This window comes from Nocardia sp. NPDC051787 (genome assembly GCF_040681325.1).
In the GTDB taxonomy this organism is placed as follows: Bacteria; Actinomycetota; Actinomycetes; order Mycobacteriales; family Mycobacteriaceae; genus Nocardia.
On sequence record NZ_JBFAYO010000019.1, the window covers coordinates 101,355 to 127,250 of the forward strand.

Consider the following 25,896-nt stretch of genomic DNA (forward strand, 5'->3'; position numbering starts at 1 on the left):
CGGATCAATAGTGGATGATGAAGAGCGAGTATTCTTTTCGGCCCCGGAGAAGTGCTTCGTTGCGCTTCGCGGCTCGATCGGTGATTGCGTCGTTGCTCACTTCTCGAGATCGGGATAACCCGACCGTACGTGTTCTGCGTCACAACGTAGAGTTTGTGCGCACAATCGGCACAAACGCGGGATTCGCAGCTTTCGCGCATTCTGCTCACGCTTGCACGGGTGGTCTATGCTGCGGCTATGGCCACTGAGGGCTCGCGGGCCGTGCGGTTGAGGACACAAGTTCTGCTGTTGCAGATCGTGGTCGTCACGCTGACCCTCGGCGTCGCGTTCGCAGTGTTCGGCTATCTCAGCGATCAGCGGCTGCGTGACACTTACGGACAGCGCGCACTGGCCATCGCCCGCACCATCGCCGCCGACCCGGTGGTGCGCCGCGAGGTGGCTCGGTACGCACCCGGGGCGATCACCGACGATCCCGCTACATACCAGGAGCTCCTGCCGGGTCCCCTGGAGCGGCTGGCAGTGGACGCGACCCTCCGTAATGATGCGTTGTTCGTGGTGATCGTCGACGATGCCGGCATCCGCCTCGCGCATCCGGACCCCGACCGGCTCGCCGAGCACGTCAGCACCGACCCGTCCGAAGCGCTCGCCGGACGCGAGACGATCACCGAGGCACGCGGCACGCTCGGCGACTCGGTGCGCGCGAAAGTCCCAGTCCGCGCCCCCGATTCCGAGCACGTGGTCGGCGCGGTGAGCGTCGGCATCTCCACCGACGCGGTGCACGAGCAACTGCTGGACGATCTGCGCACCGCGGGCGTGCTGGTCGGCGCGGCGCTGCTGGTCGGCATCGCTGGCTCGGTCGTGCTCGCCCGGCGGTGGCGCGGGCTGACACTCGGGCTGGAGCCGGACGAACTGGCGGAACTGGTCCGCGGCCAGGCCGCCGTGCTGCACGGCATCGGCGGCGGCGTGCTTGCCGTCGACGCGGCGTGGCGGACGACCTTCGTCAACGACGAGGCACGAAGACTGCTCGGCATCGCGCCGGATATCGGGCGGCCCGTGGACGAGATCGGGTTGACACCCAGGGTGCTGGAGACATTTCGCCGGGTGGACGAACAGCCCGCGTCGGCGACGGTCGATTCGCATGTCGTGATCGTCTCGGCGCGGCGGGTCAGCCGCGAAGGACGCGACCTCGGTGCGGTGCTGACCGTACGCGACCGCACCGACGTGGAGTCGCTGACCAGGCAATTGGACGCCGTGCAGTCGATGAGCACGGTGCTGCGCGCGCAGCGCCACGAATTCTCCAACAAGATGCATCTGATCAGCGGACTGCTGCACAGCGGGCGAGTCGAGGAGGCGTCGCGATCGATCGACGAGCTGGTCGGCGCGGGCCCGCTCGGCCCGGCGACACCCGGTATCGACGCCATCCATGACGCCTATTTGCAAGCATTCCTGGCCGCCAAGGCCGCACACGCCCGGGAGAACGGCGTCGAGCTCGTGCTCGGAGCCAACACATGGGTCGAGGGCAGCCTCGCCGATCCGGTGGACGTGACGACGGTGCTGGGCAACCTGCTCGACAACGCGATGGAGGCCGTCCGCGCTACCGCCCGCCCGATGCGTCAAGTGGAAGTCGAACTGGTGCAGGAGGATTCGACATTGCACATCGCGGTCGCCGACAGCGGCGACGGAGTCGCGCCCGAGCTGGTCGACACGCTGTTCACCGAGGGGGTCTCCACCCACGACGGCCACGGTGTGCCCGGCGGGCGCGGCGTCGGCTTGGCCCTGATCCGCCAGATCGCGCGCGCCCACGGCGGCGACGTGCGCCTGTCCAGTCCCCGCGGCGGCAGGCCACCGCTCACCGGCGCCGAATTCATCGCACGCATACCCGGAGTGCTCGTCGACAGCGAGGTGCCATGGCCGCAGCAGATTTGACCGTCCTCGTCGTCGACGACGACTTCCGTGTGGCGAATCTGCACGCCGGAATAGTCGAATCCATCGCCGGCTTCACCGCGGCGGGCACCGCCAACACCCTCGCCGCCGCACGCAAGGTCATCGCGGCCGAACCGATCGATCTCGCACTGGTCGACATCTACCTTCCCGATGGCTCCGGCGTCGATTTCGTCCGGGAACTCCGCTGCGACGCGATGATTCTCACCGCGTCCACCGAAAGCGACACGGTGCGGGCGGCTGTCGCGGCCGGCGCGCTGGCCTACCTCGTCAAACCGTTCCCGCACACCGAACTGGCTGCCCGACTGGCCGCCTACGCCCGCTACCGGCACATCCTCGCCACACCGCAGGTCGACAACACCCGGGTATCCGCCGCGCTCCATGCGCTACGCCCCGTCGCCGCCGCCGCGACCCAGCCGGGCGCGGTGGCGCCATCCCCCACGAAAGAGCTGGTCCTGCAATGCATTCGCGATGCAGGTGTGCCCCAATCCGCTGGTGAGGTGGCCGCCGCCATCGGCGTCTCCCGCGCCACCGCCCAACGCTACCTCGCCGCCCTCGTCTCGAGCGGCGCCGTGCGCATGGGCCTGCGCTACGGCAGCACCGGAAGGCCGGAACAGGAGTACTCGGCGGCGGCTCAGCGCTGAGCGAATGGCCTGCCCCCGCTCACGCGGTGCGGACGGGCAATCGCCGCGCCCACGGCTCGTGCGGCGTTCGCGCGGCGTTGAGCACGCAGCTGAGCAGTCGATACCAGCCCGCGATGGTGACGAGTTCGAGGATCTGATCATCGCGGTACCGGGCGGTGAGTTCCGGCCACAGGTCATCAGAGATGTCCGCAGTGTCGTGCAGTTCGTCGGCGAGCCGCACGAGCACGGCGTCCTGCGGCGACCACACCGGGTCATCGGCGGTTCCCGCCGCCGCCGCGTCGGTCTGCTCGACAGTCAAACCGACCTGGGGCGCTTGGACGGCGGCGTGTATACCCCACTCGTACTCCGCGCCCGCCCTGGCGCAGGCGCGATGGATCACGATCTCGCGGTCGCGCGGCGGGACGCGACCGTGACCGAGGATGCCCGCGCCGAGTGGACGCATCCGCGCGAAGAGTTCCTCGTGGATCGCGAGGGTGCGGAACAGCCCCAATGGCTCGACCGCGGCGCCGGGCGGCATCCATTTGCGCAGCTGTTCCTCGATGCCGGGTGCATACGGCGGGCTCAGCGGTGCGATGCGCGGGCTGGTTTGTTTCGCTGCCATGGTCAAGCCTCTCGACGTAGGTATCCTTGCTTCGGAAATCAGAGCAAGGATGGTGGCGATGGTAGCTTCGGAATCCGAAGCAGACAAGGTACCCGTGGTCGGCTCACCCGTGCGCGGATCGCGCTCTGGGCGCCCGATCATGGTGCTGCTGGATCTGCTCGGCAGGCGGTGGGCGCTGCGGATGCTGTGGGAACTGTGGGACGGGCGCGCGGTCACCTTCCGCGAGCTGCAGGCGCGGTGCGATGGCGTGTCAGCCAGCGTGCTCAACGATCGGCTGCGTGAATTGCGTGCGGCACACATCGTCGTCGCGGGGAAAGACGGGTACCACCTCAGCGGCGACGGCGTGGACCTGGTCGCCGCACTCGCCCCGCTACAGGTGTGGGTACAGCGCTGGACCGACGATCCTGGAGCCGAGTCGAGCTGAGCTTCCAGCACCCGAGAAGCCGTCCCTACGATGCCGCCCGCGACCGCCGCGACTGCTCGACCGGGACCACGGGCACCTCGATGCCGTTCTCGGCCAGCAGCAGGGCCGTCACCAGGCCGTCGGACGCTGTCCGAGCCCTCGATCCGCTCCGTGCCGGCGCCAAGGGGCGGCGTCGGCGGGACGGCCGCGACGTTTATCCGGCGACGGTAGCGTCACGGTATGAGTTTCCTCGAGGTCGCCATCGTGGGCTATGGCTTGGCCGGGTCGGTGTTCCACGCTCCGCTGATCGCCGCCGAGCCTCGCATGCGGGTAGCGGCGGTGGTCACCTCGTCGCCGGAACGGGCGGAGCACGCGCGCCATGAGCACCCGGGCGTGCGCGTGGTCTCGCACGCGGAGGAGCTGTTCGCCGCATCGGCCGGGATCGATCTGGCCGTGATCGCGACGCCCAACCGCACACACGCGCCTCTGGCCCGCCTGGCGCTCGACGCCGGATTGCCGGTGGTGGTGGACAAGCCGTTCGCGGTGTCGGTGGCCGACGCCGAAGACCTCGTGGCCCGAGCGGAGCGGTCCGGGCTCGCCCTGTCGGTCTTCCAGAACCGGCGCTGGGACGGCGACTTCCGTACCGTATGGGAACTCGTGCGGACCGGAAAGCTGGGCCGAGTGCGCCGTTTCGAGTCGCGGTTCGAGCGCTGGCGTCCGGTCCCGAAAGGCGGCTGGCGGGAGATCGGCTCCGACGAGGAGGGCGCGGGCATTCTCATCGACCTCGGCAGCCACTTGGTGGACCAGGCCGTGACGCTGTTCGGCCCGGTTCGCTCGGTGTACTGCGAACTCGACCGGCGGCGCGAGGCGATCACCACCAACGACGACGCGTTCGTCGCACTCACCCACAGCAACGGCGTCCGGTCCCAGCTCTGGATGAATGCCGTTGCCCCGCAACTCGGCCCGCGTTTCCGGGTACTCGGCGCCGAAGCCGGTTACCTCACCTACGGGCTCGACCCACAGGAAGACGCGCTGCGGTCCGGTCGCCGCCCCGACGACGGATTGCCATGGGGCACTGTCGAACCCGAGCGCTGGGGCGTCCTGGGCGCCGAACCGGACTTCACGCCGCTACCGACAGCGCCGGGCGACTACCCCGCGTTCTACTCCGCGATGGCCGCCGCCGTACTCGACGGCGCGCCGGTTCCGGTGGACCCGCGCGACGCTGTCACCGCCGTGCGCCTGCTGGCGAAGGCGCGCGAGTCGGCCGTCGCGGGTGTGACCGTCACCGCCTGACCAGGCCGGGCGGCCCGTACTCGTCGGCGCATCCGTTCCGGTCGATCCGCCCGACACCGCCGTCCGTCTTCTGGCGAAGGCACAGCTGCCGCAGGTGTGACCGTCACCGCCCGACCAAGGCTGGCAACCCCCGCCGGGAGCCGATAACGTCGATCCCCGGGGTCGACCCCGGTCGCGGCGGCCCGTCGGCGGAGAGGAGATCCGAATGGGTTCAACGGTTTTCGCGGTGTTCCTGCCGCTGGCCCTGGCCTTGGTGATGTTCGGGCTCGGATTGACCTTGACGGTGGACGATTTCGCGCGCGTGCTGCGGTTTCCGAAAGCGGCGCTGATCGCGCTGGTGTGCCAGATGGTGCTGCTGCCAGCACTGTGCCTCGGCATGGTCTACCTGTTCGGACTCGACGGCGCGCTGGCCGTCGGCATGATGCTGCTCGCCGCTTCGCCGGGCGGGGCGTCGGCCAATCTGTTCAGCCATATCGCCGGCGGCAATGTCGCGCTGAACATCACGCTGACGGCGATCAATTCGGTGCTCGCGGTGTTCACCATGCCGGTGGTGGTCGCGCTGTCCTACACGTTGTTCCTGGACGGCGACGGATCGCTGGGACTGCGACCGGACAAGTTCGCGCAGGTGTTCGCCATCGTGCTGGTACCGGTCGCGATCGGCATGCTGGTGCACCGCCGGTTCCCGGCGTGGTCGCAGCGGATGCGCGGCACGGTCAAGATCCTGTCCATCGTGGTGCTCGCGCTGGTGGTCGCCGCGGCGGTCGGCAAGAACTTCGAGACGCTCACCGAGAACATCGGCACGCTGGCCTCGATCTGCCTGTCGTTCGCGGTGATCAGCCTGGCCGTCGGCTACTTCGTGCCCCGATTGTTCCGGGTGGACACCGACCAGGCGATCGCTTCGGCCATGGAGATCGGCATCCACAACGGGGCGATCGCGATCGCCGTCGCCGCGTCGGTTCTGCACGAGGACGCCATGGCCGTGCCGGGCGCGGTATACGGCGTGCTGATGAACATCCCCGCGGCACTCGCCGCATATCTGCTGGCCAGGCGGGCGCGGCGGGACCGGAGCACGCGCGAGCCCAGCATGGCGAGCTAGCGCCGATCACGGTCGTGGATCACGTCCACGTGTCAGGGAGCATCCTGTGGCGCCGCCGAGGTAGCCGGGGTGTGTTCGGCGCACAGGCACGCGATACCTTTTTCGATCCATTGCCGGCCCGCCCATTCCGGATGCCGTTGGATCATTACCGCGGCGACCTCCTCTGCGATGGTGTGCTCGCTCATCGCCGAGTCACGGCGGATCCAGGTTTCGTCGCGTAACAGCCGCAGGTAGTCGCGGACGTCGGTGATCAGTTGGGGGCCACCGACGTCGCCATGTCCTGGCACCACGGTGCGCCGCGGCGCGGCGGAAAGCCGCTCCATGACCGATAGCCACCATGTGCCCGACACATCCGTGTCGTGCGGCGGGAACCACGGAAAGATGGCGAAGTGCGCGGCTTCGACCAGGTCTCCGGTGAACAGCACATCCGCGTCGGCTACCTCGATGACCTGATCGCCGTTGCTGTGCGCGCGGCCGGTGGCTCGCATCCTGACGACCCGGCCGCCCAAATCCAGTTCGTAAACGCGGTCGTACACGAGATCGGGCCGAGGTAGACGTAGGCCCGCCAAGGTGCGAGCGATCGATGTGCCGAGTCCTCGGAACATCTCGAGGTAGCCCTGGCCTTTGTGGTCGAAGTCGTCGGCTTGGGCCCGGTTGACGAGGTAGGTCGCCGCGCCGGCGAAAGTGTCGGCCCCGAAAGCATGCTCGGGATGAACCCGGCGAAGAAGTGGCGCAGTCGTCGAACACCGGCAAGCTGTCCGGCCAGCGCTGTGAGCGCGCCGAGAGGCTGACCGGCGCCACCGAGACCCAGATCACCTTTGTCGCACGCCTGTCCGGCGGCGCCTCCGGCTGCTGGGACGACGGCTCCAGCTCGACCGTCACGCTGCGGCCCGATGATTCGCTGTCCTACAGCACTTCCGGCGGAGTCGGCAATATCAAGGGCGTGCTCCGCAAGAGTTGAGGCGGTCACAACCGGTGTCGCGACCGGGAACGCTTGCCCGAGCGCGGGAGTGTGCGGACGGTTAAGGTGCGGCGGTGGATAGAGCGGAATTTGTCGAGCGCGGCGCCTCCATCGCCGACCGTCTGACGACGACGCAGGCGCAACCGCCCTGGTGGCTGGTAGTGGCGGCCGCGGTGGCGGCGCTCGTGCTGGTGGGTTACACCCCGATCTGGCGGTTCACCCGCAACATCGTCACCATCGCGCACGAAGGCGGCCATGCCGTAGTCGCCCTGCTGACCGGACGGAAGCTCAACAGCATCCGCTTGCATTCGGACACGTCGGGCCTGACGGTGTCGAGCGGAAAACCCTATGGCCTCGGAATGATCCTCACCACGATGGCGGGGTACCCGGCGCCGCCGCTGCTCGGTCTCGGGTTCGCCGCCCTGCTCGGCGCGAGCCGGATCACGCTGATGCTCTGGACCGCGATTGCGCTACTGGCGGCACTCTTGATCAAGATCAGGAACATTTACGGCGGCATCACCGTGCTCGGTCTCGGCGGGATGGTCTTCGTGGTGTCCTGGTTCGGAACCGACACACTGCAGGCGGGTTTCGCGTACCTGGGCGCCTGGTTCCTGCTGTTCGCCGGGGCACGCCCGGTGGCCGAACTGCAACGCAGCCGCTCCCGCCAGCAGCGTTCCCGGTATCAGGAAGTCGACTCCGACGCCGATCAACTCGCGCGGCTCACCCGGCTGCCCGGCCTGCTGTGGGTCTTCGTGTTCGGCGCGATCGCGGTGGGTTCGCTGCTGCTCGGCGCGGGACTGCTGATCTCCGACATCGCCGAACTGAGCCTGCCGGACGCGCCCTCCGGTTCCTGATCCGCGCCGACCGTCGCGTGGCAAAGGACGATCCGCTGGGTTAGGCTCGAGCCCGCCCTGTGCCGCCGCCCTCTCCAGGTGGCGGTACATCGCCGAGCACAGTCGCTTCGGGCGTTCCGATGCCAATACGCGATTCACGACATCCGGAGCGACGATGAGATACATCTGTGCCCGCACACCGAAGCTGCGCCAGTTCTTTTCGGCGATCACGCTCCTCACGGTGTTTCTGTGCACTGGCGTGCTCGGTAGCGCCACCGCTTCCGCCGCGCCGATCGACACGGCCTGCGGAACCCCGTTGACACCCGCCGAAACCGCGGCTGTCGCAACACTCTCCGACACCACGACGCTGACCGGACCGCCGCTGCGGCAACTGGAACAGGCGATCGGCAATCATCAGCGGATCACCGAAATCCTGGTCCGCCATCGCGACTGGCGGGGACTGTTCGCGCTCGGGCTCGACGCGGTCGAACACGCCGCGGTGCTGCCGTTGCAGCGCGACCCCGCGTCGTTCGCCGACCCGCAGTGGGCACACCGGATCAGTCTCGAGCTGCTGTCCCGATTCCTGCGCAATGTGCATGCCGAATTCACCGGCGCACCCGCGGAACCGCATTGGGCGCATTACTTCGGCCTGGCCCGCCGCTGCGAATTGTCCCCAGCACGCATCGCGATGGCGGGTTACAACGCACACCTGACCGTCGACCTGTCCTACTCCGTCGCGGCGGTTGGCAGCACATCGGCCAACGCTGGCGACTATTTCCGCATCGTCGACGCGATCGCCCAGCAGGGCGCACTGGTCGTCGGCTCGACCAAGGCGGTCTACGGCGCCGACCTCGGACCACTGTGGCGCTTCTACTTCGTCGGCGAGGGCCTGGACGCGCTGCTCGGGCAAGGCGTCGCGACGGGTCCGCTGCTTCGTTTCGCCGACGCGGGCGCCAACGTCGTCATCTTCGGTAACGGGCTGGCCCTGACGGACCCGGCCCTGGCGCCCACAGCGACCGCCGAGATCGACGCCCTGTGGCGCGGCCTCGATCTCGCTTTCGAAGTGCTGTCCCACCTCGGCGGTCTCTAGCCGACTCGCGCCTCGAGCGCGAGGCCGACTTCCCGATCTTCCCGCGCCCCGGCGAAAACGTGCCGCGTGCCATCCGCACAGCCACCCCTTGACTAGACCGACACTCTAATGAAATATTTCACTAGATCGCGACTCCAGTGAAAAAGTCGGCTCGCTGCCGCGCGGCCCCGCAATGGACGAGCGTGCCGACACACCGATAGCCGATACCTGGATGGAGGCAGCCATGACAGCTGGAAGACATGGGTACAAATGGATCCGCGCCGAGATCGCGCGGCTGGATCCGGACGTCGACGCGGAGCGCATCGTGCGGCTGACCACCGCCCGGCTGCTGCCCCGGAGCCTGATGGTGGTGCACCTGCTGTACACGATCGGTTTCGTCCGCTTCGCGGGACCACCGGAAGCGGCGGTGCCGGTGGATCGCGACGGCGCCGGAATGCTCTACGAGCACGGTATCCGGCGTGCCGACGAGACCATGTTCCACTTGTTCTCGTGGATCGATGACGGCGTGACCAGCCGCGAGTCCGCCGAAAGCATGACCTACGTGCGTAACTGGCATTCATCGGTCGCGCGCGGCTGGCCGATGCCGACACATACCTTCCTGCACAGCGCGGTGGTCTTCGCCCTCTTCTACGACCGGCTCTTACGAAAGGTCGCGGGAGCACCGGGGTTGACCGAGTCGGAGCGCCGCGCCCAGTACTCGCATTGGATCACGGTCTCGGAAGGAATGGGCGTCGCCGAGCTGCCCCGCACTTGGCAGGAGGCCGAGGCGTATCTCGAGAGCTATGAGCACGGCCCGGATTTCGCTTACTCACCGGAAGGGCAACGGTTGGCGAACGCATTGATCGACCAGTTCGCCGCCCGCTGGTTACCTCGCCCCTTCCAGCGGCTCGGCCGTTGGCTGGCCCTCGCGCTATGTGAAGATCATGTTGTTTCGACGCTTCGACTCGCCGCGCCCCCTAGGGCTTTCACCTCTGCGGTGCGCGGAATCGCCCGTGTCGGCGTTTTCGTCCAGCGGCATCTGCTGCCGGACCCGCGCGAGGTCTTCCGGCTCGGTGACATCATCGGCAACCACAAGGATTCAGCCTTGCGCCACCCGGCCCGCCCACACGGCTGACGGTTCGCAAGCCGGAATTCTGTCGGACCTACCGAGGCCGCGTGGGTCACCTACCCAAACCCGCCACGACCGCACCGACCAACTCCTGGGGCGTGCGGGTCGCATCGACGGTGATGCCCTTCTCGTCGGCGTCCAGTGGCTCCAGCGTGGCGAGCTGGGAGTCGACCAGGCTCAGCGGCAGGAAGTGTCCGCGACGGTTGGTGATGCGGCGCTCGAGTTCGTCGCGCGGCACGTCCAGATGCAGGAAGAATGCCCCGGGCACGGCCGCCCGCAGCCGGTCGCGGTAGACCCGTTTGAGGGCCGAACAGGTGACGACGGCGCCCCGCTCGGACCGCTCGGCCATCGCGGCGGCCAGGGCGTCCAGCCATGGGGCGCGGTCGGCGTCATCCAGGGGCGTCCCCGCCGCCATCTTCGCGATGTTCGCGGGTGGATGGAAGTCGTCGCCCTCGGTGTATTCGACGCCCAACGCGTCGGCGAGGCGGGTGCCGACTGTCGTCTTCCCCGAACCCGACACACCCATCACAACGATCACCGGTAGATCGTGCACTCGTCCACTCCGTCCTGTCCGTATCCCGCAAACCTTCGTCATCGGCAACAAGCTGGCGGACCACTACTTCGTCTACCCGTGCAGTGACGATCGAAGCCACCGGGCTTTAGAGTTCAATGACCGCGACCTCGCGATAGCGCGATTCCCGTGTGATGTGAACTACCGTCTGCGCCAAGGCATTCGAGTGAACGCGGATCGACGAACGGAAGTAGCGACATGTTTGCAACGACGCAACGTGCGCTCCACACCGCCCTGACTGTCACAGGGCAGGCGCCGACCCACGGACTCGGCACCGGAGCCGTGGCCGCCTTGGGCGTCTGAGCGGGCGGCCATGCCTTTCACGCGCACCGCGTCCACCGGATTCGTCCCCGCCGACGAGCACATCGTGCGGCACCTGCTCGACATCATTCCCCAGCGGCACGCCGCACGAGGAAACCTGCTGCGGGAGGAGATCCACGCCACCGTCGCCCACTGCCTCGACTTGGTGGCGTCCGATCGGCGTGAGTACCGCGCCCGGATGGACCGCATCCTGACCGCGGCGACACGATGGGCCTGCGTCGGCATTCCGCTGGATACCGTCCAGCATCTCGTCCACGCGGGTTTCCGGCTGTATCTCGACGATCACCTCCAAGAATCCGCACACACCCTGCGGCACAACGACATACGGCGACTCTTCGACGTCCTCCACGCGGTCATGGCGACCGTGTCGCTCGCCTACCTATCGATCGCGCCCGGCGCGGAGCAGGCGGCTCCGCACGCCGTGGCCGCGGCACTGCTCAGCGGGCAGCACACCGCGAAGGTCTACCGCGAGCACGGCTTTCCGGTCGCCGACCGCTACAGCGTGCTGGCCATCGCGGTCGGCGAACAAGGCGAGGAGCATCCCGTTCGACGCGCCGGGGGACGGGCACGCCATGCGGCAGCGCATGCGGACCTGCCTGGCCGTCGAGTGTGGCAGGCAGGTGCCGAGCCTGCTGAGTGCGATCGGCGGCACGATCCTGGTCCCGGTAGCACTGCTGGCCGACAACGCCCTGGACGACTTGGTCGCCGCACTGGCCGCGGCCACCTCCGCGCCGATCACGGCTGCCGCGGTGGCCGTCGACCCGGACCGGATTCCCGACGCCGCCGACCAAGCGCACGAACTGCTCGACATGGTGCAACGCCTGCAGAGCCCGCCCGGGCTGTACCGTTTCGACGACTTGGCCCTCGAAATTGCTCTTTCCCCGCAATCTCCACTGCACAGGTCGCGGCCCGACAGGCCGGGAGCCGCCGAAACCCCACCCGCTAGTGTCGGAGATATGGAACTACGCATCTTCACCGAGCCGCAGCAGGGCGCCAGCTACGACACGCTGCGCACCGTTGCGAAGGCCACCGAGGACTTGGGCTTCGACGCGTTCTTCCGCTCCGACCACTACCTGAGCATGGGCGACGCCGACGGCCTGCCCGGTCCGACCGATGCCTGGATCACGCTGGCCGGGCTGGCCAGGGAGACCGAGCGGATCCGGCTCGGCACACTGGTCACCGCGGCCACGTTCCGGCTGCCGGGCCCGCTGGCCATCCAGGTCGCCCAGGTGGACCAGATGTCCGGCGGCCGAGTGGAATTCGGCCTCGGCACCGGCTGGTTCGCCGAAGAGCACGCCGCTTACGGCATCCCCTTCCCCGCCGACAAGTTCGCGCGGATGGAAGAGCAGCTGGCGATTATCACCGGACTGTGGGCCACCAAGCCCGGCGACACCTTCAGCTACGACGGCAAGCACTATCAGCTCACCGGCTCGCCCGCCCTGCCCAAGCCGGTGCAGGACCCGATACCGGTGCTGATCGGCGGCCAAGGCGCGACCCGCACCCCGCGGCTGGCCGCACAGTACGCGAGCGAGTTCAACATGCCGTTCTCCTCGATCGAGGACAGCACGCGGCAGTTCGATCGGGTTCGCGCCGCCGCCGAAGCATACGGCCGCAAGGCCGGCGACCTGGTCTACTCGAACGCCTTGGTGGTGTGCGTCGGCGCGACCGACGCCGAAGTGGCGCGCCGAGCCGCGGCGATCGGACGTGAGGTGGACGAGCTGAAGACCAACGGCCTGGCCGGTTCCCCCGCCGAGGTGGTGGACAAAATCGGCCGGTACGCCGAGATCGGCACCAGCCGCATCTACCTCCAGGTGCTCGACCTGTCCGACCTCGATCATCTCGAACTGATCTCCGCACAGGTGCAATCGCAGCTCTGAGTGCCGCCGCCGTCCGGACCGCCTGATCAGCGTTCGCCCCGCGACCGGCTCGCTAAGTGCGCACGCTCCCTGGACCTGGCGGATCATGCGGGGCAGCACGGCCAGGTCGGTTCGTCGCGGGCGGCCAGCCGGTGAACGGCGCCCGTGCCCGGCCGATCCGGCCTATGGTTGGGCATATGACGCCGTTGCAGCGCTATATCGCGGAGGAGATCGCCGCCGATCACGCCGACGGCATTCTGCCCAGGCGGGAGGCGCTGCGCCGATTGGCGCTGCTCGGGTTCGGTGCCGGTGCCGCGGTCGCGCTGCTCGCCGCATGTTCGGGCAACGACACCAAGATCACCGATGGGGATCCATCGCCTGCGGCTCCCTCGGCGCCGCCCGGCTCGGCCGGCGCGATCTCCACTACCGCCATCACGTTCGCGGGGCCGGGCGAGACGCAGTTGCAAGCCGCGTGGGCGGCGGCGCCGCAGCCGCGGGGCGGGGTACTGGTGATCCATGAGAACAAGGGCCTCACCGACCATATTCGCTCGGTGGCCGGGCGATTCGCTGGGGCCGGGTACTCCGCGCTCGCGGTCGATCTGCTGTCCTCTCGCGGCGGCACCGCGACGTTCACCGATCCGGCTGCGGCGACCGCCGAGCTGAGCCGTACTCCGCAGGAGCAATTGCTGGCCGACTTGGGCGCCGGGCTCGACGAACTCCACCGCCGAGTCGACGGAAAGAAGCTGGGCGCCACCGGTTTCTGCTTCGGCGGCGGCCTGACCTGGTTGCTGTTGACCTCCGGCGTGCCGCAACTGGCCGCGGCGACGCCCTTTTACGGACCGTTCCCGGACAACGGTGATCTCTCCGCGTCGAAAGCCGCGGTGCTGGGAATCTACGCGGCGGCCGACGCCCGCGTGAACGCCTCCCGTCCCGCCGCCGAGGCGGCGCTGGCCCGCAACGGCAACCCGTACGAGGTCTTCACCGCACCGGACGCCGACCACGCCTTCTTCAACGACACCGGCCCGCGCTACAACGCTACGGCCGCCACCGAAGCCTGGCGACGTGTACTCGACTGGTACAGCACCTATCTCGGCTGATGGCGGAGTCGTACATGGGAAAGGCGAGGCCCCACATTCCGTGGTTCCGCGCGACTGTCGCCGGGTTGCTGATCGCCGGGGCGATGGTGGCTTGCGCCGAGGAGAACCCGGCCGATCCGAGCGTCCCGCCGCTACCCACCGGAATCGGCAGCACCTCGCCGAGTAGCCCGACCGGGCAGCCCGATCTCGGTGCACCCGAGCAGGTGGCTGAGAATATCGACGTTCCATGGGGATTGGCGTTTCTGCCCGACGGCGCCGCGCTGGTAGCCGAGCGCGACACCGGACGGATACTGCGACTGGTTCCCGGACGCGCGCCGGAACAGGTGTACCGAGTGCCCGGCGTCGCCGCACGCGGCGAGGGCGGCCTGCTAGGCCTCGCCGTCGCGCCGGACTATGCCGAAACCGGTTATGTCTACGCCTACTTCACCGCCGAGACGGACAACCGAATCGTGCGGTTCCGGCTCGACGGCCAGCCGGAAGTGCTCGTCGCGGACATCGCGAAGGCCGGTAACCACAACGGTGGGCGGATCGCGTTCGGGCCGGACGGCATGCTGTACGCCGGAACGGGCGATGCCGGGCAATCCCGTCGGTCGCAGGACCCCGCGAGCCCGAACGGCAAGATCCTCCGGCTGACTCCCGAAGGCCGCCCGGCCCCGGGCAATCCGGATCCCGGCTCGCCGGTCTACAGCCTCGGCCACCGCAACGTGCAGGGACTGGCGTGGGATCGGGCCGGCCGCTTGTTCGCGGCGGAGTTCGGCCAAGACCGGTTCGACGAGATCAACCTGATCGAGCCGGGCCGCAACTACGGCTGGCCCGCCGTCGAAGGCGCGGGCGGCACCGACCGTGGCTACACCGACCCGCTGGTCACGTGGACCACCGCGGAGGCCTCCCCCTCGGGCATCGCCATTACCGCGGACACGCTGTACGCCGCCGCACTGCGCGGCCGACGGCTTTGGAGCGTACCGCTGGCAGACGGCGGCTTGGGCACGCCCCGCTCGGAACTGCGCGACCAGTACGGCCGCCTGCGCACGGTGGCCGTCGCACCGGACGGCGCGCTGTGGCTGACCACCTCCGACACCGATGGCCGCGGGAATGTCGACCCCGGCGAGGATCGCGTGCTCCGCTTCCCCGCTCGCTGAGCCGGAATCCTGATCGAACGTGACGGCAACCACTGACCAGGTCAGTTGTGTACAACTTAATTGTCCACTACTTTGTTGTTCATGACCGATCACCTCGCACTCGACGAGCAACTGTGCTTCCCGCTGTACGCGGCGTCCCGGGCGATGACCGCGGTCTACCGCCCGAAGCTCGAACGGCTAGGGCTCACCTATCCGCAGTACCTGGTGATGCTGGCGCTGTGGGAACGCGACGGACGCAGTGTCGGCGACGTCTGCCACACACTCGCTCTGGATTCCGGCACGCTGTCGCCGCTGCTCAAGCGGTTGGAGGCGGCGGGTCTGGTCGAGCGGCGGCGATCGGCGGCCGACGAACGTCGCGTCGATATCCAGCTCACCGAGCGCGGACGCGCGCTGCGCGCCGAGGCGGGCGACATCCCGGCCGAGATGGCCGAGGCCAGTGGCCTGTCCCCGGCGGACTTCCTCGCGTTGCGCGACATCCTGCGGCGACTGACGCGATCGCTGCTGTCCCAGTTGAACGAAAGAGAGTAGACATGCAGATCCTCTATACCGCCGAAGCCCTGGCCAGCGGCGACGGACGCAACGGCCACACACGCACCACCGACGGCAAGATCGACGTGGAGCTGTCCGCGCCGAAGGAGCTGGGTGGCAGCGGCGAGGGCACCAACCCCGAGCAGCTGTTCGCGGCGGGCTACGCGGCGTGCTTCCACTCGGCGCTGCGCCTGGTGGGCAAGCAGGTCAAGGCGAACATCGACGATTCCGCGGTCGGCGCGAAGGTCGGCATCGGCCCGAACGGCGCCGGCGGCTTCGGTCTGGCGGTTACCTTGGAGGTCTCGCTTCCCAATCTGTCCGGGGAGGACGCGCAGGCGCTCGCCGACAAGGCGCACCAGGTGTGCCCGTATTCCAACGCGACCCGCGGCAACATCGACGTCGACGTCGTTGTCGCCGACGACTGATCGAGAAGGAGCGGATATGCGTGCCGTTGTCATCGAAGCATTCGGCGAACCGAAGGACGTGCTCACCACCGCCGAACGACCGGCCCCGGAGCCGGGCCAGGGCGAGGTACGGCTCGCGCTGATCCTGTCGCCGATCCACAATCACGACCTGGCCATCGTGCGCGGTGTGTACGGCTACCGGCCCGAGTTGCCCGCCATTCCGGGCACCGAGGCGGTCGCCCGTGTCGACGCGGTAGGACCTGACGTCACCGGGCTGTCGGTGGGCCAGCGTGTCACGGTCTCCGGTGCGCAGAACGTGTGGGCCGAGTACTTCGTGGTCCCGGCCCGGCAGGTGATTCCGGTGCCGGACTCGGTGTCCGACGAGACCGCGGCACAGCTGCTCGCCATGCCGTTGAGCGCGCTGATGCTGGTGGAAGACCTCGGCCTGAACGCCGGAGAGTGGCTGGTGATCAACGCCGCCAACGGCGCGGTCGGCAGGCAGGTCAATATCTTCGCCCGGCAGCGCGGGCTGCACGTGCTGAACCTCGTGCGCGGGCCCGCCTCGGTCGCGGCGCTGCGCGAACTCGGTGTCGAGCAAGTGCTCGACACCGAGAGTGAGGGCTGGCGCGACCAAGTGCAAGCCGTCACCTCGGGCGCGCCGATCGCGCGGGCGGTCGATCAGGTGGGCGGTCGGGCCGCGGCCGACGAGCTGGCGCTGCTCGCGCCGGGCGGAGAGCTGATCTCCTTCGGCGCGCTGTCAGGCCAGCCGCTGTCGCTCGATCCCGGCGGACTCATCTTCAAACAGGCGGTGGTCAAGGGCTTCTGGGGCTCCAAGCGGATCGAGGAGATCGGCGGCGAGCAGCGCAGGCGGCTGATCGGCGAGCTGATCGACCTGGCCGCCCGCGGCGTGCTGAAGCTGGACATCGAGGCGGCCTATCCGCTGGATTCCGCCGCCGAGGCCGCGGTCGCCACCGAGACGCCGGGGCGCAACGCGAAGATCGCGTTGAAAGCTCAGTCCGCCTGACCGACGTCGAGCACGGCCATCGCGGCGTTGTGCCCGGGGATGCCGCTGACCCCGCCACCCCGGATCGCACCCGCACCACACAGGAACACGTTGCGATGGCCGGTCGACACACCCCACCGGGCGGCGGGGTCGGCCGGATCGGCGTCTTCGGGGAGATAGGGGAAGGCCAGATCGCGGTGGAAGATGTGACCGCCGGGGAGACCGACCTCGCGCTCGAGTTCGGGTGGGGTCTTCGCCTCCAGGCACGGCGCGCCGTTCGCGTCCGTCGCCAGGCAATCCGCGATCGGTTCCGCCAGCATCGAATCCAATTGCGCTAGTGTCGCTTTCAACAGCTCCGCCTTGGCGCCGGCGGGATCGGCGGCGAAGAGTTTCGCCCGGGCGTGCAGACCGAACAACGTGAGGGTGTGCACGCCCCGCACGGCGAGATCGGGCGCCAGGATCGTCGGATCGGTCAAGGTGTGGCAGTAGATTTCGGCGGGCGGGGCGGATGGGATACGACCGATCGCCGCCTCGCCATAAGCTCGATCGAGCTGGGCATATGACTCGCCGATGTGGAAAGTTCCGGCGAACGCCTCGCGCGGATCCACCTCGGTGTCGCGCAAGCGCGGCAACCGGCGCAGCAGCATGTTCACCTTCAGCTGCGCGCCTTCGGGTTTCGATGGCAACGGCTCGCCGAGCAACTCGGCGAGTATGTACGGCGCGGCGTTCACCAGAACGTGGCGCGCGCCGACCTTTCCATCCGGATAACCGACTTGTGCTGTGCTGCCGTCGGTTTCGATACCGGTTGCCGCGCAGCCGGTGACGATCTCCGCGCCCGCCGTGCGCGCGGCCTCGGCCAGTGCGTCGGTGAGTGCGCCCATGCCGCCGACCGGCACGTCCCAGTCGCCGGTGCCCCCGCCGATCACGTGGTAGAGGAAGCAGCGGTTCTGCCGCAGCGAGGGATCGTGCGCATGGGTGAACGTGCCGATCAGCGCGTCGGTGAGCACCACGCCGCGCACGGTGTCATGGTCGAAGGTCGACTCGATGGTCTCGCCCAACGGCCGTTCGAACAGCGCGTCCCACGTGGCCGCGTCATCCACCAGATTCCGCAGCTGGTCCCTGGTGGGCAGCGGCTGCGTCAGCGTCGGGAACACCCGCCGCGCCAGCTGCCCGGTGGCGCCGTAGAACCGTTGCCAGGCGCGGAATTCCCGATCCGTCCCGGTGAGCCGCGCGAAACTCGCCTCGGTCCGCGCCTGCTCCGCGGACACCAGCAGTCCACCGTCACCGACCGGCGTATAGGACGAGATCTGTCGCCGCCGCGTGGCGAACCGCAACCCCAACTCGTCCACGATCGACCGTGGCAGCAGGCTCACCAGGTACGAGTACCGCGACAACCGCGCGTCGACGCCCGCGAACACCCGCTCCGACACCGCGGCGCCGCCCGTGTGCCGCTGCCGCTCGAGCACGAGCACCGAGCGCCCGGCCCGCGCCAGGTACCCGGCCGCCACCAAACCGTTGTGGCCGCCGCCGACGATCACCACATCGTAGGAGGAGCGTGTCGGTGTCATCCGTCTTCGATAGCACGGATCGCGTCCGGACGACAGCATCCCCGCCGGCCCACACCGCGGCCGTCAGCCACCCGGCCGCGGCGCCGATGACCCCACCGTCACGGATTCGTCCGGACGGTGTCGAACCGTCGGCACGGCCGAACCAATCTACTGGATCGGAACGTAGGCGAGCTGGACCATTTCGTTCTCCCGGCTGCGGCTGACGAGGGTGCCCCGGCCGGGAGGAAGCTTGGCAGAAGGGATGCCGTCAAGGATCTTGCCCTCGTCTTTCGGGGCGCTCATCAGCAGAGCATCGGCCGACAGATCCTTCATCATGGCCAATACCTTGTCGAACAAGGCACGGGAGGCGCCGCCGGAACGGCGGGCAATGATCAGGTGCAGGCCGATGTCGCGCGCCTGCGGTAGGAATTCGAGCAGCGGTTCCAACGGGTTGCGGCCGCTGGTGACCACCATGTCGTAATCGTCGACAAGGACGTAGATCTCCGGTCCGGTCCACCAGCTCCGTTCGCGCAGCTGTGCGGGCGTCACATCGTTGCCTGGGATCCGCCGCGCCAGATAGGCGGCAGTCTCTTCCACCATGGGCCTGCAGGTCTGCGACGACGTCGAATAGCCGGCCAGATGGTCATCGTCCACCACGCCCAGCATGGTGCGCCGGTAATCGATGAGAATGATGCGCGCCTGCTCCGCTGTCGACTGCTCACACACGCCCATGGCAATGGTGCGCAGCAGCGTCGTCTTGCCGCAGCCCACATCTGCGAACGCGAAGAGATGCGGCTGCGCGCCGAAGTCGAGAACCAGCGGCTGCAGCTCGGACTCGCCGATCCCGATGGCCACTCGAGTCGGTCCCAGCTCGATCCCGTGCTCGGACGCCGCGGCCAGGACCTGTGCCCTCGGGATCGTCAACGGCAGCATGCGCACGGCAGGGGCACGGCAGCCACCGTGGAGCTCGTTGAGCTGCTGTTTCGCGGCACCGACGCCATCGGGCAAGGTGCGCGGATCCGACTCGGAGTCCAGCCGCGGCAAAGCGATGAGCATGTGCAGCTTGTCCGGTGTCAGACCGCGTCCCGGCCGGCCCACCGGCACCTGGACGGCGGTGCGCCGGTCCATCTCCGAATCGGACGGATCACCGAGCCGCAACTCCAGCCTTGTCCCGATCATGTCCTTGACCGCAGGCCGGATCTCGGCCCAGCGACCCGCCGCGACCATCAGATGGATGCCATAGGACAATCCCTGCTGGGCCAGTGCTTGGACCTGCGGCTCCAGTTGCTCGAATTCGGCGCGGACGGTCGCCCACCCGTCGACAACCAGGAATACATCACCGAACTCGTCTTGCGACAACGGATCAGCGGCGCGTTCGGAACCGCTCACCTGGCTCAGTTTCGTTTTGCGCCTGCGGAACTCGTGGACCGATTCGATCCCCAGCTCGCGAAAGCGCTCCTCGCGCTGTCGCAGCAGGGTCGTCATCTCGGCGATCGTGCGACGCACTCGGTCGGCATCGAGTCTGCCGGCCACCGATCCGACGTGTGGTAGGCCCGCCAGCGAGGCCAGCGTGCCGCCTCCGAAGTCCAGACAGTAGAACTGGATCTGTTCGGGCGTGTGGGTGGCGGCTGCCGCCATGATCACCGTACGCAGCGTGGTCGACTTACCCGACTGGGGCCCGCCTACGACGGCGAGGTTTCCGCGCGCCGCGGACAAATCGATGGTCAGTACATCCCGTCGCTGCTCGTACGGCTTGTCGATCACGCCGATCGGCATCCACAGCTGCCCGTGCCGATTGAGCGGTGAACGCCAATCGGGCTCCGGCAGCAGCATGTCCACCGATGGTGATTCGCCCAACGGGGGCAGCCACACCTCATGCGCGGGCCGACCGTGTCCCCTCAAACGGTCCACGACAATGTTCAGCAATGTCGCAGGCACAGCGTCGAGACCAGGGACAGCCGCGGCAGAGGCGACCGCATCCGGCGGCGGTGGTAGCTCCGGAAGTCCACGGGCAGCAGCGGCGGGCGCCGGGTGCGGTGCAGATGCCGGCTCTGCCTCGCCGGCCCGACCGGCAGTGAATACTACGACCGTCTGCCGGCCCACCGGACTGCCATCGCCGGTCTCGACCGCGGTGGGCGAAATATACGGCCCGGAAACGTACGTCGTGTTGAATCGCAGCGGATCGTCGGCGTGACTCTTGAGGTATCCGGAGCCCGGGACGGCAGGCAGATGGTAAGCGTCCGTGATGCCGAGCACCGCACGGGATTCGTTGGCGGAGAAGGTGCGCAGACCGATCCGGTAGGACAGGTGCGAGTCGAGGCCGCGCAGCTTGTTCTCTTCCAACCGTTGCGAGGCGAGCAGCAGGTGCACGTGCAGGGAGCGGCCCAGCCGGCCGATCATCACGAACAGCTCCGCGAAATCGGGCTTCTGCGAAAGAAGTTCGGAGAACTCGTCGACGACGATGAACAGCGCAGGCAGCGGATCCAGTGTGGCGCCGGCTGCGCGGGCCTTCTCATAGTCGGTGACGTTGGCGAAGTTGCCGGCCGCGCGCAGCAGTTCCTGGCGGCGGTTCATCTCGCCGGCCAGGGCGTCGCGCATGCGGTCGACGAGGGACAGCTCCTCCTCCAGATTGGTGATGACCGCGGACACGTGTGGCAGCGGATCCAGCCCGAGAAAGGTCGCGCCGCCTTTGAAGTCGACGAGCACCAGGTTCAGCAGATCCGGTGAATGCGTGGTGACCAGCGAGAGCACCAGTGTGCGAAGGAACTCCGATTTACCGGAGCCCGTTGCGCCGATACACAATCCGTGCGGCCCCATGCCGTTCTCGGCGGACTCCTTGATATCCAGCTCAACCGGTGTGCCGTCGGGCGTGATCCCGATCGGCACCCGCAGCCGCTCGCGCGGGGTGCGTGGCCGCCACACCCTGGCCGGATCGAGCTGCGTGGCATCCGGAATCTTCAACAGCGCCATCAATCCCGGATCGGCGCTGGTGTCGTCACCGAGACTGACCACCTGCGCCGCCGTGGCAATCCGGTAGCGCGCCAGATCGCGGGCGAGCGCCTGCGCCTCGGCGCCCGTCACGGTATCGGCGGTCGCGAACTTCTCCGCTCCCGCAGCGGATTTCGCCGCCACCATCCCGTCCGCGACCACCAGCTGCAGGCCACGTCGCGCCGCGAGTCCGGCTTGCGGCGCCGTGAGATCGAGAACGGTCAACGAATCCAGGCCGACGTCGCCGGTGAGGTGCTCAGTACCACCCACGTAGCCGTCATCGATAATGACGAGCAGATGTCTGCGACCTCCGGTCGGCTGCGCATTGCGCATGAATCGGCCGCGTTCCCTGAGTTCGGCCGCCATGGATGTCTCGAGTTCCGCCAGCGACCGATACATCATCCGCACCGGGCCCATCGCGTCACGTTCGGCCGGATGTTGCAGATGCGGCAGCCATTTCGCCCACGACCACGCTGCGTCGTCGGGGTTCGCGCACACGATCGCGACGGCCGCGTGGTCCGGCCCGTGAAAGGTGGCGAACTCCATCAGCATGGCGCGCACCAGCATTCGGGCTCCAGCGGGCTCTCCCTCGATGCTGATGGCAGGGAAAGCACGCAGCGAGACCGCCGTCGGAAGGTGGTGCACCACCGAGTGGGTCCGGACGAACCGGCGCAGCGCCACCGTGGACACCGGTTCCAGATCCTCGGGCGGCCCGGTCTCGGGTCGCGCCAATTTGGTTGCCAGCCGGTGACTTCCGACACCGACGCGGACATGCCCGAAATCCGGATCGTTGGGACGCCGTTCCCACATGCGCCGGGTGCCGACGATGGATTGCAGATCCGCGGGGGCCGGATGGCTCCACAGCAGGGCCTCCAACTGGGCTCGGCCGGTCTTACGGACATCCTTGCGCACCTGGTCGAGGTAGCGGAAGTAGTCCTTGCGCTCCTCGTCGAGCTCGGCCGCCCGCTTGTGCCCGCCCCCACCCCGGTAGCCCGCCATCATGCCGATCATCGACATGATCATCATCATCGGGAACATCATCATGAAGGGATTGGCCAGCAGACTGCGGCCCATCATGACCATCATCGCGATCATGCCGACGACGGCGACCACCATCACCACCGGCATCAGCTTCACCAGCAAACTCGCCGGTATCGGCCGGTCAATTTCCGGAGGGGCGCTCAGCGTGACCTCGCCGCCCGGTGCCCGTGGCGGTGCGACCCGGGGCCGGCGAACGAATCCTTTGGTAGCCATATTCGTCGATCCTCGATCCAGCGGCCGAATCGACGCTCGACCCGAATATCAGGTCCTCGGGCCGATCCACTCCGAACAATGTCAGCTCTGGTGCGAATGCGTCGAGCGCAACGGCATATCCACCAATCAAGCCATCGCACCACCGGTCGGTCACGTTTCGGTAACGCCAGATGCGAAATCGGTGCCTCTCGGCAATTTCTTACAGCTCTTTAAGATTCTCTCCTCGAATAACGATTCTCAGAATGGATCCCGGCGTTTCGCCACGCGGACGGCAGATCGGTGCGGCGACGCCTCTTCCGCGGCATCCCGTTACCCGGCATCCGGCCCGAACCCGTTGCTCCGGCACCTGCGCACCCACCTCGGCGTGCCGTGGCGGAGATGGCTGTTGACATGTCGTCTTCGACTGGTTGAAATGACCTCCACAGTGGGGAGCGCCGTCGGCGGAGCATGGCGGCGCTCCGAGGCGGTCGAGGTAGTCAGGAGCGGGATCGATGTGTGGCTGCGCTCCCGGAGCGCGGGCTCGATACTGTCGCGGCGACGATCCATCGGCGGCGGTGCGGCGATGATCGGCCGCCGCACATTCCTGACGCTCGCCGCGGCCGCGGCGGTGACCTCGACCGTTCCCAGCTGTGGCCGCGGGGACGACGTGGCTACGGTCCGGCTCGGCGCCGGGCGAGTCGGCGGAATGTTCCTCGAGTTCGCGCACCTGTTTGCTCGGGTCGCTGCCGAGTCCGGCACGGTGCGCATCGAGCCGGTGGTCACCGATGGGTCGCACATGAACCTGGACCTGCTCGGCAGCGGCCGGATCGACGCCGCGCTGTCGCTCGCCGATGCGGTCCGCGCGTCGGGTGCCGACGTGCGGGCCATCGGGCGGCTACACGAGAGCTACATACAGATGGCCGTGCGCACCGACAGCGCGATCAGCCGGGTGGGCGATCTCCGCGGCAAACGGGTCGACCTGGGACAGACCGGATCGGGTGCGGCCATGACCGGCGAACGGATACTCCGGGCGGCGGGCCTGGACCCGGCCAAGGATGTGGTCGTCGGCAATCGCCGTCTGCCGGAAGCGATACCGGCATTGCTTTCCGGTGAAATGGACGCGATCGTCTGGGGCGGTGGGGTGCCGACGCCCGGACTCGACGTGCCGCAGCAGGCACGGCTGATCGATCTCGGTGAACTGGTGAAGCCCCTGCAGGAACGATTCGGCTACGACTACGACCAGGTTGTGATCCCCGCAGACGCCTACCCCGGCAATCCCGCCGTCGCCACGGTCGGCGTTCCCAATCTGCTCCTGGCGGCACCGACGCTTGCGGACGCCACCGTGACCGCCCTCACGGAACTACTGTTGAGTCGCGCCGACGGATTGATGCCTGCACAGGCGCTGGGATTTCAATTCTTGGATAAACGCTGGCTCGTCGGTACCGGCGAAGTTCGCCTGCATCCCGCCGCGGCCGCACGTTATCGTGACGAGCACGGCTGAAACCGCGTTGTCCGATAACCGCCGTCGCTATGCCGGATTTTACAAATCTTTGAGCATGCCTCCCCCGAATTCACGGGTACCTTTGTCGGACATACCGATCATTGCGTGCGATAGAGGATTTCGATGTCTGAACTGGTCGCAGTACCCGACGCAATCCGCCGTTACGGCGATGCCGCGGCAACCATGGCGGTCGAGGTGGCTACCGCGGGCGCCGCGAACCAGGCGGCGACCGTCGCGGCGGCGGTTCCCGTATTCGGGCTGATCGGGCAGGACTTCCTGGCCGCGTTCGCTTTTGCGCAGTGCAACAACCTGCAGTCGGTCTGTGAGCTCGCCGCCGTGCACGCCGCCACGGCGATGACCGCCTATGAGGGCGCCACGGCGTACGAGGTGACCGAAGACGTCGCGGTAGCCGATTTCGGGACGATCGGCCACCGGTGATGTCCGCGCCGCTCGACCAGTCGATCCTGGATCTGCTCCGCACGAGTGCGGTGGGCCCGATGCTGGACCGGCCGGTCAACGATGTGTTGAAGGACCTGGGATTGCCGCCCCTGCCAGAGATTCCGGCGCTGCCGCCGCTGCCGGACCTGCCGCCGCTCCCGGTCATCGACATATCCGCGCTCGCCCGGCCGCTCACCGATCTGGCCAGCGGCTTCGGCACCGGGCAGCTCGGTGGCGACCCGGCGGTCGATCCGGCCCGAGTGCTCGCGCAGGCGTCCTCGGTCGTCCAGACCGCCGCGCAACTCGGCATATCCGCACTACAGCTGGCCATGACGTTGTGGCAGGGCGCGGGAGCCGCGGCGGCGGAAGGAAAAGCAGCGCAGGCGGCCGCGGACAGCACGGCCGTGTCCGCCCAGAGTCTGCGGACGTCGGCCGGTGTCGCCGCCGCGGCAGGCACGGTTTTCCGTGGCGGGACGGCGATGTCGGCGATCATCGCGAAGTACCTGACCTCGCTGACGGCGGCAGCCCCTTTTCTTGCGACACCACCGGGTCAGGTGTTCGTGCTGGCGATGTCCGCCGAGACGCTTGCCGAGGCGACCGCCGTGGTCGCCGCGACGCGCGCCGAACTGAGTGTCCACAGTGCGGAGATGACCGCCACCGGAACCAAGGTGCCGATCACGAACGCACCCACCGGTGTTGATCCGACGCAGCTGATGCAGATCGTGCCTTTGCTGGCCAATTCGGCGACGACCGGCGCGAAGACCATTGCGGATGCGATGAATTCGGCCAACATGCGCGACCCGCTGGAGAGGGAACGGGAACGGATGGAAACCATCGGGCCCGGCGTGCATCCCACGGGCACCGCTGTCGGTGCGATGGGTGGACGAGCGATCGGCGGCGCGACGGCCCCGATGTCCCGCCCGCTCGCCCCGTGGTCGGGTGGCGTGCAGTCCGCGACCTCGTCCGGTCCGGGCGGGGCAATGCCTGCGTCGTCCACCACAGCTGTGCAACGCGGCGGCGCGGTATCTCCCGGGCCGGGACTCATGCCGATGGGGGCGGGAGCGGCCACCGGCATGGCGCGCGGTGCGGGCGTCGCGAGCACTTCCGATGAGCTGCATGCGCTGCTGGTTACCGAGCAGCACGGCATGGAGGTCGTAGGCGAAGTCGAGGGTGCCGCACCGCCCGTGGTCGGCGCGGCTGATCGCTACGCCGATCCCGGTGGCTACCAACCGCCACCGGACAAGGAACTCACGCTCTGAATGAGCGCTCACAGTGGGAATCAGGAGATGTCGATGAGGAG

Annotated in this window: 22 protein-coding genes and 1 pseudogene; 18 read left to right on the forward strand and 5 right to left on the reverse strand. The window is 68.1% G+C overall.

Translation table 11 applies throughout. From position 1 onward, the window contains the following. The first annotated feature begins 237 nt into the window (after nt 1-237). Nucleotides 238-1,926, forward strand: a complete 1,689-nt coding sequence (locus AB0M45_RS21440; protein ID WP_364331740.1) for a sensor histidine kinase — start codon at nt 238-240, stop codon at nt 1,924-1,926. Beyond that, nucleotides 1,908-2,585 carry a response regulator gene (locus AB0M45_RS21445; RefSeq protein ID WP_364331744.1) on the forward strand — a complete coding sequence of 226 codons (678 nt, stop codon included), beginning with the start codon at nt 1,908-1,910 and terminating at the stop codon, nt 2,583-2,585. Before AB0M45_RS21440 ends, AB0M45_RS21445 begins: the two co-directional genes overlap by 19 nt. 19 nt (nt 2,586-2,604) lie before the next feature. On the opposite strand, the gene AB0M45_RS21450 is transcribed toward AB0M45_RS21445, so the two are convergent. Beyond that, nucleotides 2,605-3,186: a carboxymuconolactone decarboxylase family protein gene (locus AB0M45_RS21450; RefSeq protein ID WP_364331747.1), complete on the reverse strand. Its 582-nt coding sequence runs from the start codon at nt 3,184-3,186 to the stop codon at nt 2,605-2,607. A 58-nt stretch (nt 3,187-3,244) separates the two neighbouring features. On the opposite strand from AB0M45_RS21450, the gene AB0M45_RS21455 reads away from it, so the two are divergent. From AB0M45_RS21455 to AB0M45_RS21465, 3 genes are all read left to right on the forward strand, one after another. After that, nucleotides 3,245-3,610 carry a helix-turn-helix domain-containing protein gene (locus tag AB0M45_RS21455; RefSeq protein ID WP_364331750.1) on the forward strand — a complete coding sequence of 122 codons (366 nt, stop codon included), beginning with the start codon at nt 3,245-3,247 and terminating at the stop codon, nt 3,608-3,610. 219 nt (nt 3,611-3,829) lie between these two features. After that, nucleotides 3,830-4,882 carry a Gfo/Idh/MocA family oxidoreductase gene (locus tag AB0M45_RS21460; RefSeq protein ID WP_364331753.1) on the forward strand — a complete coding sequence of 351 codons (1,053 nt, stop codon included), beginning with the start codon at nt 3,830-3,832 and terminating at the stop codon, nt 4,880-4,882. 205 nt (nt 4,883-5,087) lie between these two features. Beyond that, nucleotides 5,088-5,978, forward strand: coding sequence for a bile acid:sodium symporter family protein (locus tag AB0M45_RS21465; protein WP_364331756.1), 891 nt, complete (start codon nt 5,088-5,090; stop codon nt 5,976-5,978). Nucleotides 5,979-6,010: 32 nt separating this feature from the next. Here AB0M45_RS21465 and AB0M45_RS21470 read toward each other — a convergent pair. Then, nucleotides 6,011-6,679 (reverse strand): annotated as a pseudogene (locus tag AB0M45_RS21470) (MBL fold metallo-hydrolase); the annotation flags it as partial. Between the two features lie 26 nt (nt 6,680-6,705). On the opposite strand from AB0M45_RS21470, the gene AB0M45_RS21475 reads away from it, so the two are divergent. The 4 genes from AB0M45_RS21475 (at nt 6,706) to AB0M45_RS21490 (ending at nt 9,976) form a co-directional block, all read left to right on the forward strand. Next, nucleotides 6,706-6,939: a hypothetical protein gene (locus AB0M45_RS21475; RefSeq protein ID WP_364331759.1), complete on the forward strand. Its 234-nt coding sequence runs from the start codon at nt 6,706-6,708 to the stop codon at nt 6,937-6,939. Nucleotides 6,940-7,013: 74 nt separating this feature from the next. Then, the gene (locus AB0M45_RS21480; protein WP_364331762.1) at nt 7,014-7,793 is read left to right on the forward strand and encodes a M50 family metallopeptidase; all 780 of its coding nucleotides are present in this window, start codon (nt 7,014-7,016) and stop codon (nt 7,791-7,793) included. Between the two features lie 154 nt (nt 7,794-7,947). Next, a complete protein-coding gene (locus tag AB0M45_RS21485; protein WP_364331765.1) occupies nt 7,948-8,862 on the forward strand; it encodes a DUF5995 family protein in 915 nt (304 codons plus the stop codon). A gap of 223 nt (nt 8,863-9,085) precedes the next feature. Beyond that, entirely contained in the window at nt 9,086-9,976 is an 891-nt protein-coding gene (locus AB0M45_RS21490) for an oxygenase MpaB family protein (protein ID WP_364331768.1), read from the forward strand. 46 nt (nt 9,977-10,022) lie between these two features. Here the strand turns inward: AB0M45_RS21490 and AB0M45_RS21495 are convergent, their stop codons facing one another. Next, on the reverse strand, nt 10,023-10,496 hold the full coding sequence (locus AB0M45_RS21495) for a gluconokinase (protein WP_364331859.1): 474 nt from the start codon (nt 10,494-10,496) through the stop codon (nt 10,023-10,025). A 1,322-nt stretch (nt 10,497-11,818) separates the two neighbouring features. On the opposite strand from AB0M45_RS21495, the gene AB0M45_RS21500 reads away from it, so the two are divergent. The 6 genes from AB0M45_RS21500 to AB0M45_RS21525 all read left to right on the forward strand — a co-directional run bounded on the left by AB0M45_RS21500 (nt 11,819) and on the right by AB0M45_RS21525 (nt 16,910). Next, complete coding sequence (locus AB0M45_RS21500) at nt 11,819-12,739, forward strand: LLM class F420-dependent oxidoreductase (RefSeq protein ID WP_364331862.1); 921 nt, start codon at nt 11,819-11,821, stop codon at nt 12,737-12,739. Nucleotides 12,740-12,915: 176 nt separating this feature from the next. Then, nucleotides 12,916-13,815 carry a dienelactone hydrolase family protein gene (locus AB0M45_RS21505; RefSeq protein ID WP_364331771.1) on the forward strand — a complete coding sequence of 300 codons (900 nt, stop codon included), beginning with the start codon at nt 12,916-12,918 and terminating at the stop codon, nt 13,813-13,815. 14 nt (nt 13,816-13,829) lie between these two features. Continuing rightward, the gene (locus AB0M45_RS21510) at nt 13,830-14,954 is read left to right on the forward strand and encodes a PQQ-dependent sugar dehydrogenase (RefSeq protein ID WP_364331774.1); all 1,125 of its coding nucleotides are present in this window, start codon (nt 13,830-13,832) and stop codon (nt 14,952-14,954) included. 81 nt (nt 14,955-15,035) lie between these two features. Further along, the gene (locus tag AB0M45_RS21515; protein ID WP_364331777.1) at nt 15,036-15,482 is read left to right on the forward strand and encodes a MarR family transcriptional regulator; all 447 of its coding nucleotides are present in this window, start codon (nt 15,036-15,038) and stop codon (nt 15,480-15,482) included. A 2-nt stretch (nt 15,483-15,484) separates the two neighbouring features. Continuing rightward, entirely contained in the window at nt 15,485-15,907 is a 423-nt protein-coding gene (locus AB0M45_RS21520) for an organic hydroperoxide resistance protein (RefSeq protein WP_364331780.1), read from the forward strand. 16 nt (nt 15,908-15,923) lie between these two features. Further along, on the forward strand, nt 15,924-16,910 hold the full coding sequence (locus tag AB0M45_RS21525) for a zinc-binding dehydrogenase (RefSeq protein WP_364331783.1): 987 nt from the start codon (nt 15,924-15,926) through the stop codon (nt 16,908-16,910). Here AB0M45_RS21525 and AB0M45_RS21530 read toward each other — a convergent pair. Further along, complete coding sequence (locus AB0M45_RS21530; protein WP_364331786.1) at nt 16,898-18,457, reverse strand: NAD(P)/FAD-dependent oxidoreductase; 1,560 nt, start codon at nt 18,455-18,457, stop codon at nt 16,898-16,900. The two genes, AB0M45_RS21525 and AB0M45_RS21530, sit on opposite strands and share 13 nt — an antisense overlap. Nucleotides 18,458-18,604: 147 nt before the next feature. Next, a complete protein-coding gene (gene eccCa / locus AB0M45_RS21535) occupies nt 18,605-22,552 on the reverse strand; it encodes a type VII secretion protein EccCa (protein WP_364331790.1) in 3,948 nt (1,315 codons plus the stop codon). Between eccCa and AB0M45_RS21540 the strand changes: the two genes are divergently transcribed. From AB0M45_RS21540 to AB0M45_RS21550, 3 genes are all read left to right on the forward strand, one after another. Beyond that, complete coding sequence (locus tag AB0M45_RS21540; protein WP_364331864.1) at nt 22,434-24,158, forward strand: TAXI family TRAP transporter solute-binding subunit; 1,725 nt, start codon at nt 22,434-22,436, stop codon at nt 24,156-24,158. The genes eccCa and AB0M45_RS21540 overlap by 119 nt on opposite strands. A gap of 123 nt (nt 24,159-24,281) precedes the next feature. Continuing rightward, the gene (locus tag AB0M45_RS21545) at nt 24,282-24,596 is read left to right on the forward strand and encodes a type VII secretion target (RefSeq protein ID WP_364331793.1); all 315 of its coding nucleotides are present in this window, start codon (nt 24,282-24,284) and stop codon (nt 24,594-24,596) included. Next, the gene (locus AB0M45_RS21550; RefSeq protein ID WP_364331867.1) at nt 24,596-25,855 is read left to right on the forward strand and encodes a hypothetical protein; all 1,260 of its coding nucleotides are present in this window, start codon (nt 24,596-24,598) and stop codon (nt 25,853-25,855) included. Before AB0M45_RS21545 ends, AB0M45_RS21550 begins: the two co-directional genes overlap by 1 nt. Nucleotides 25,856-25,896: the final 41 nt, after the last annotated feature.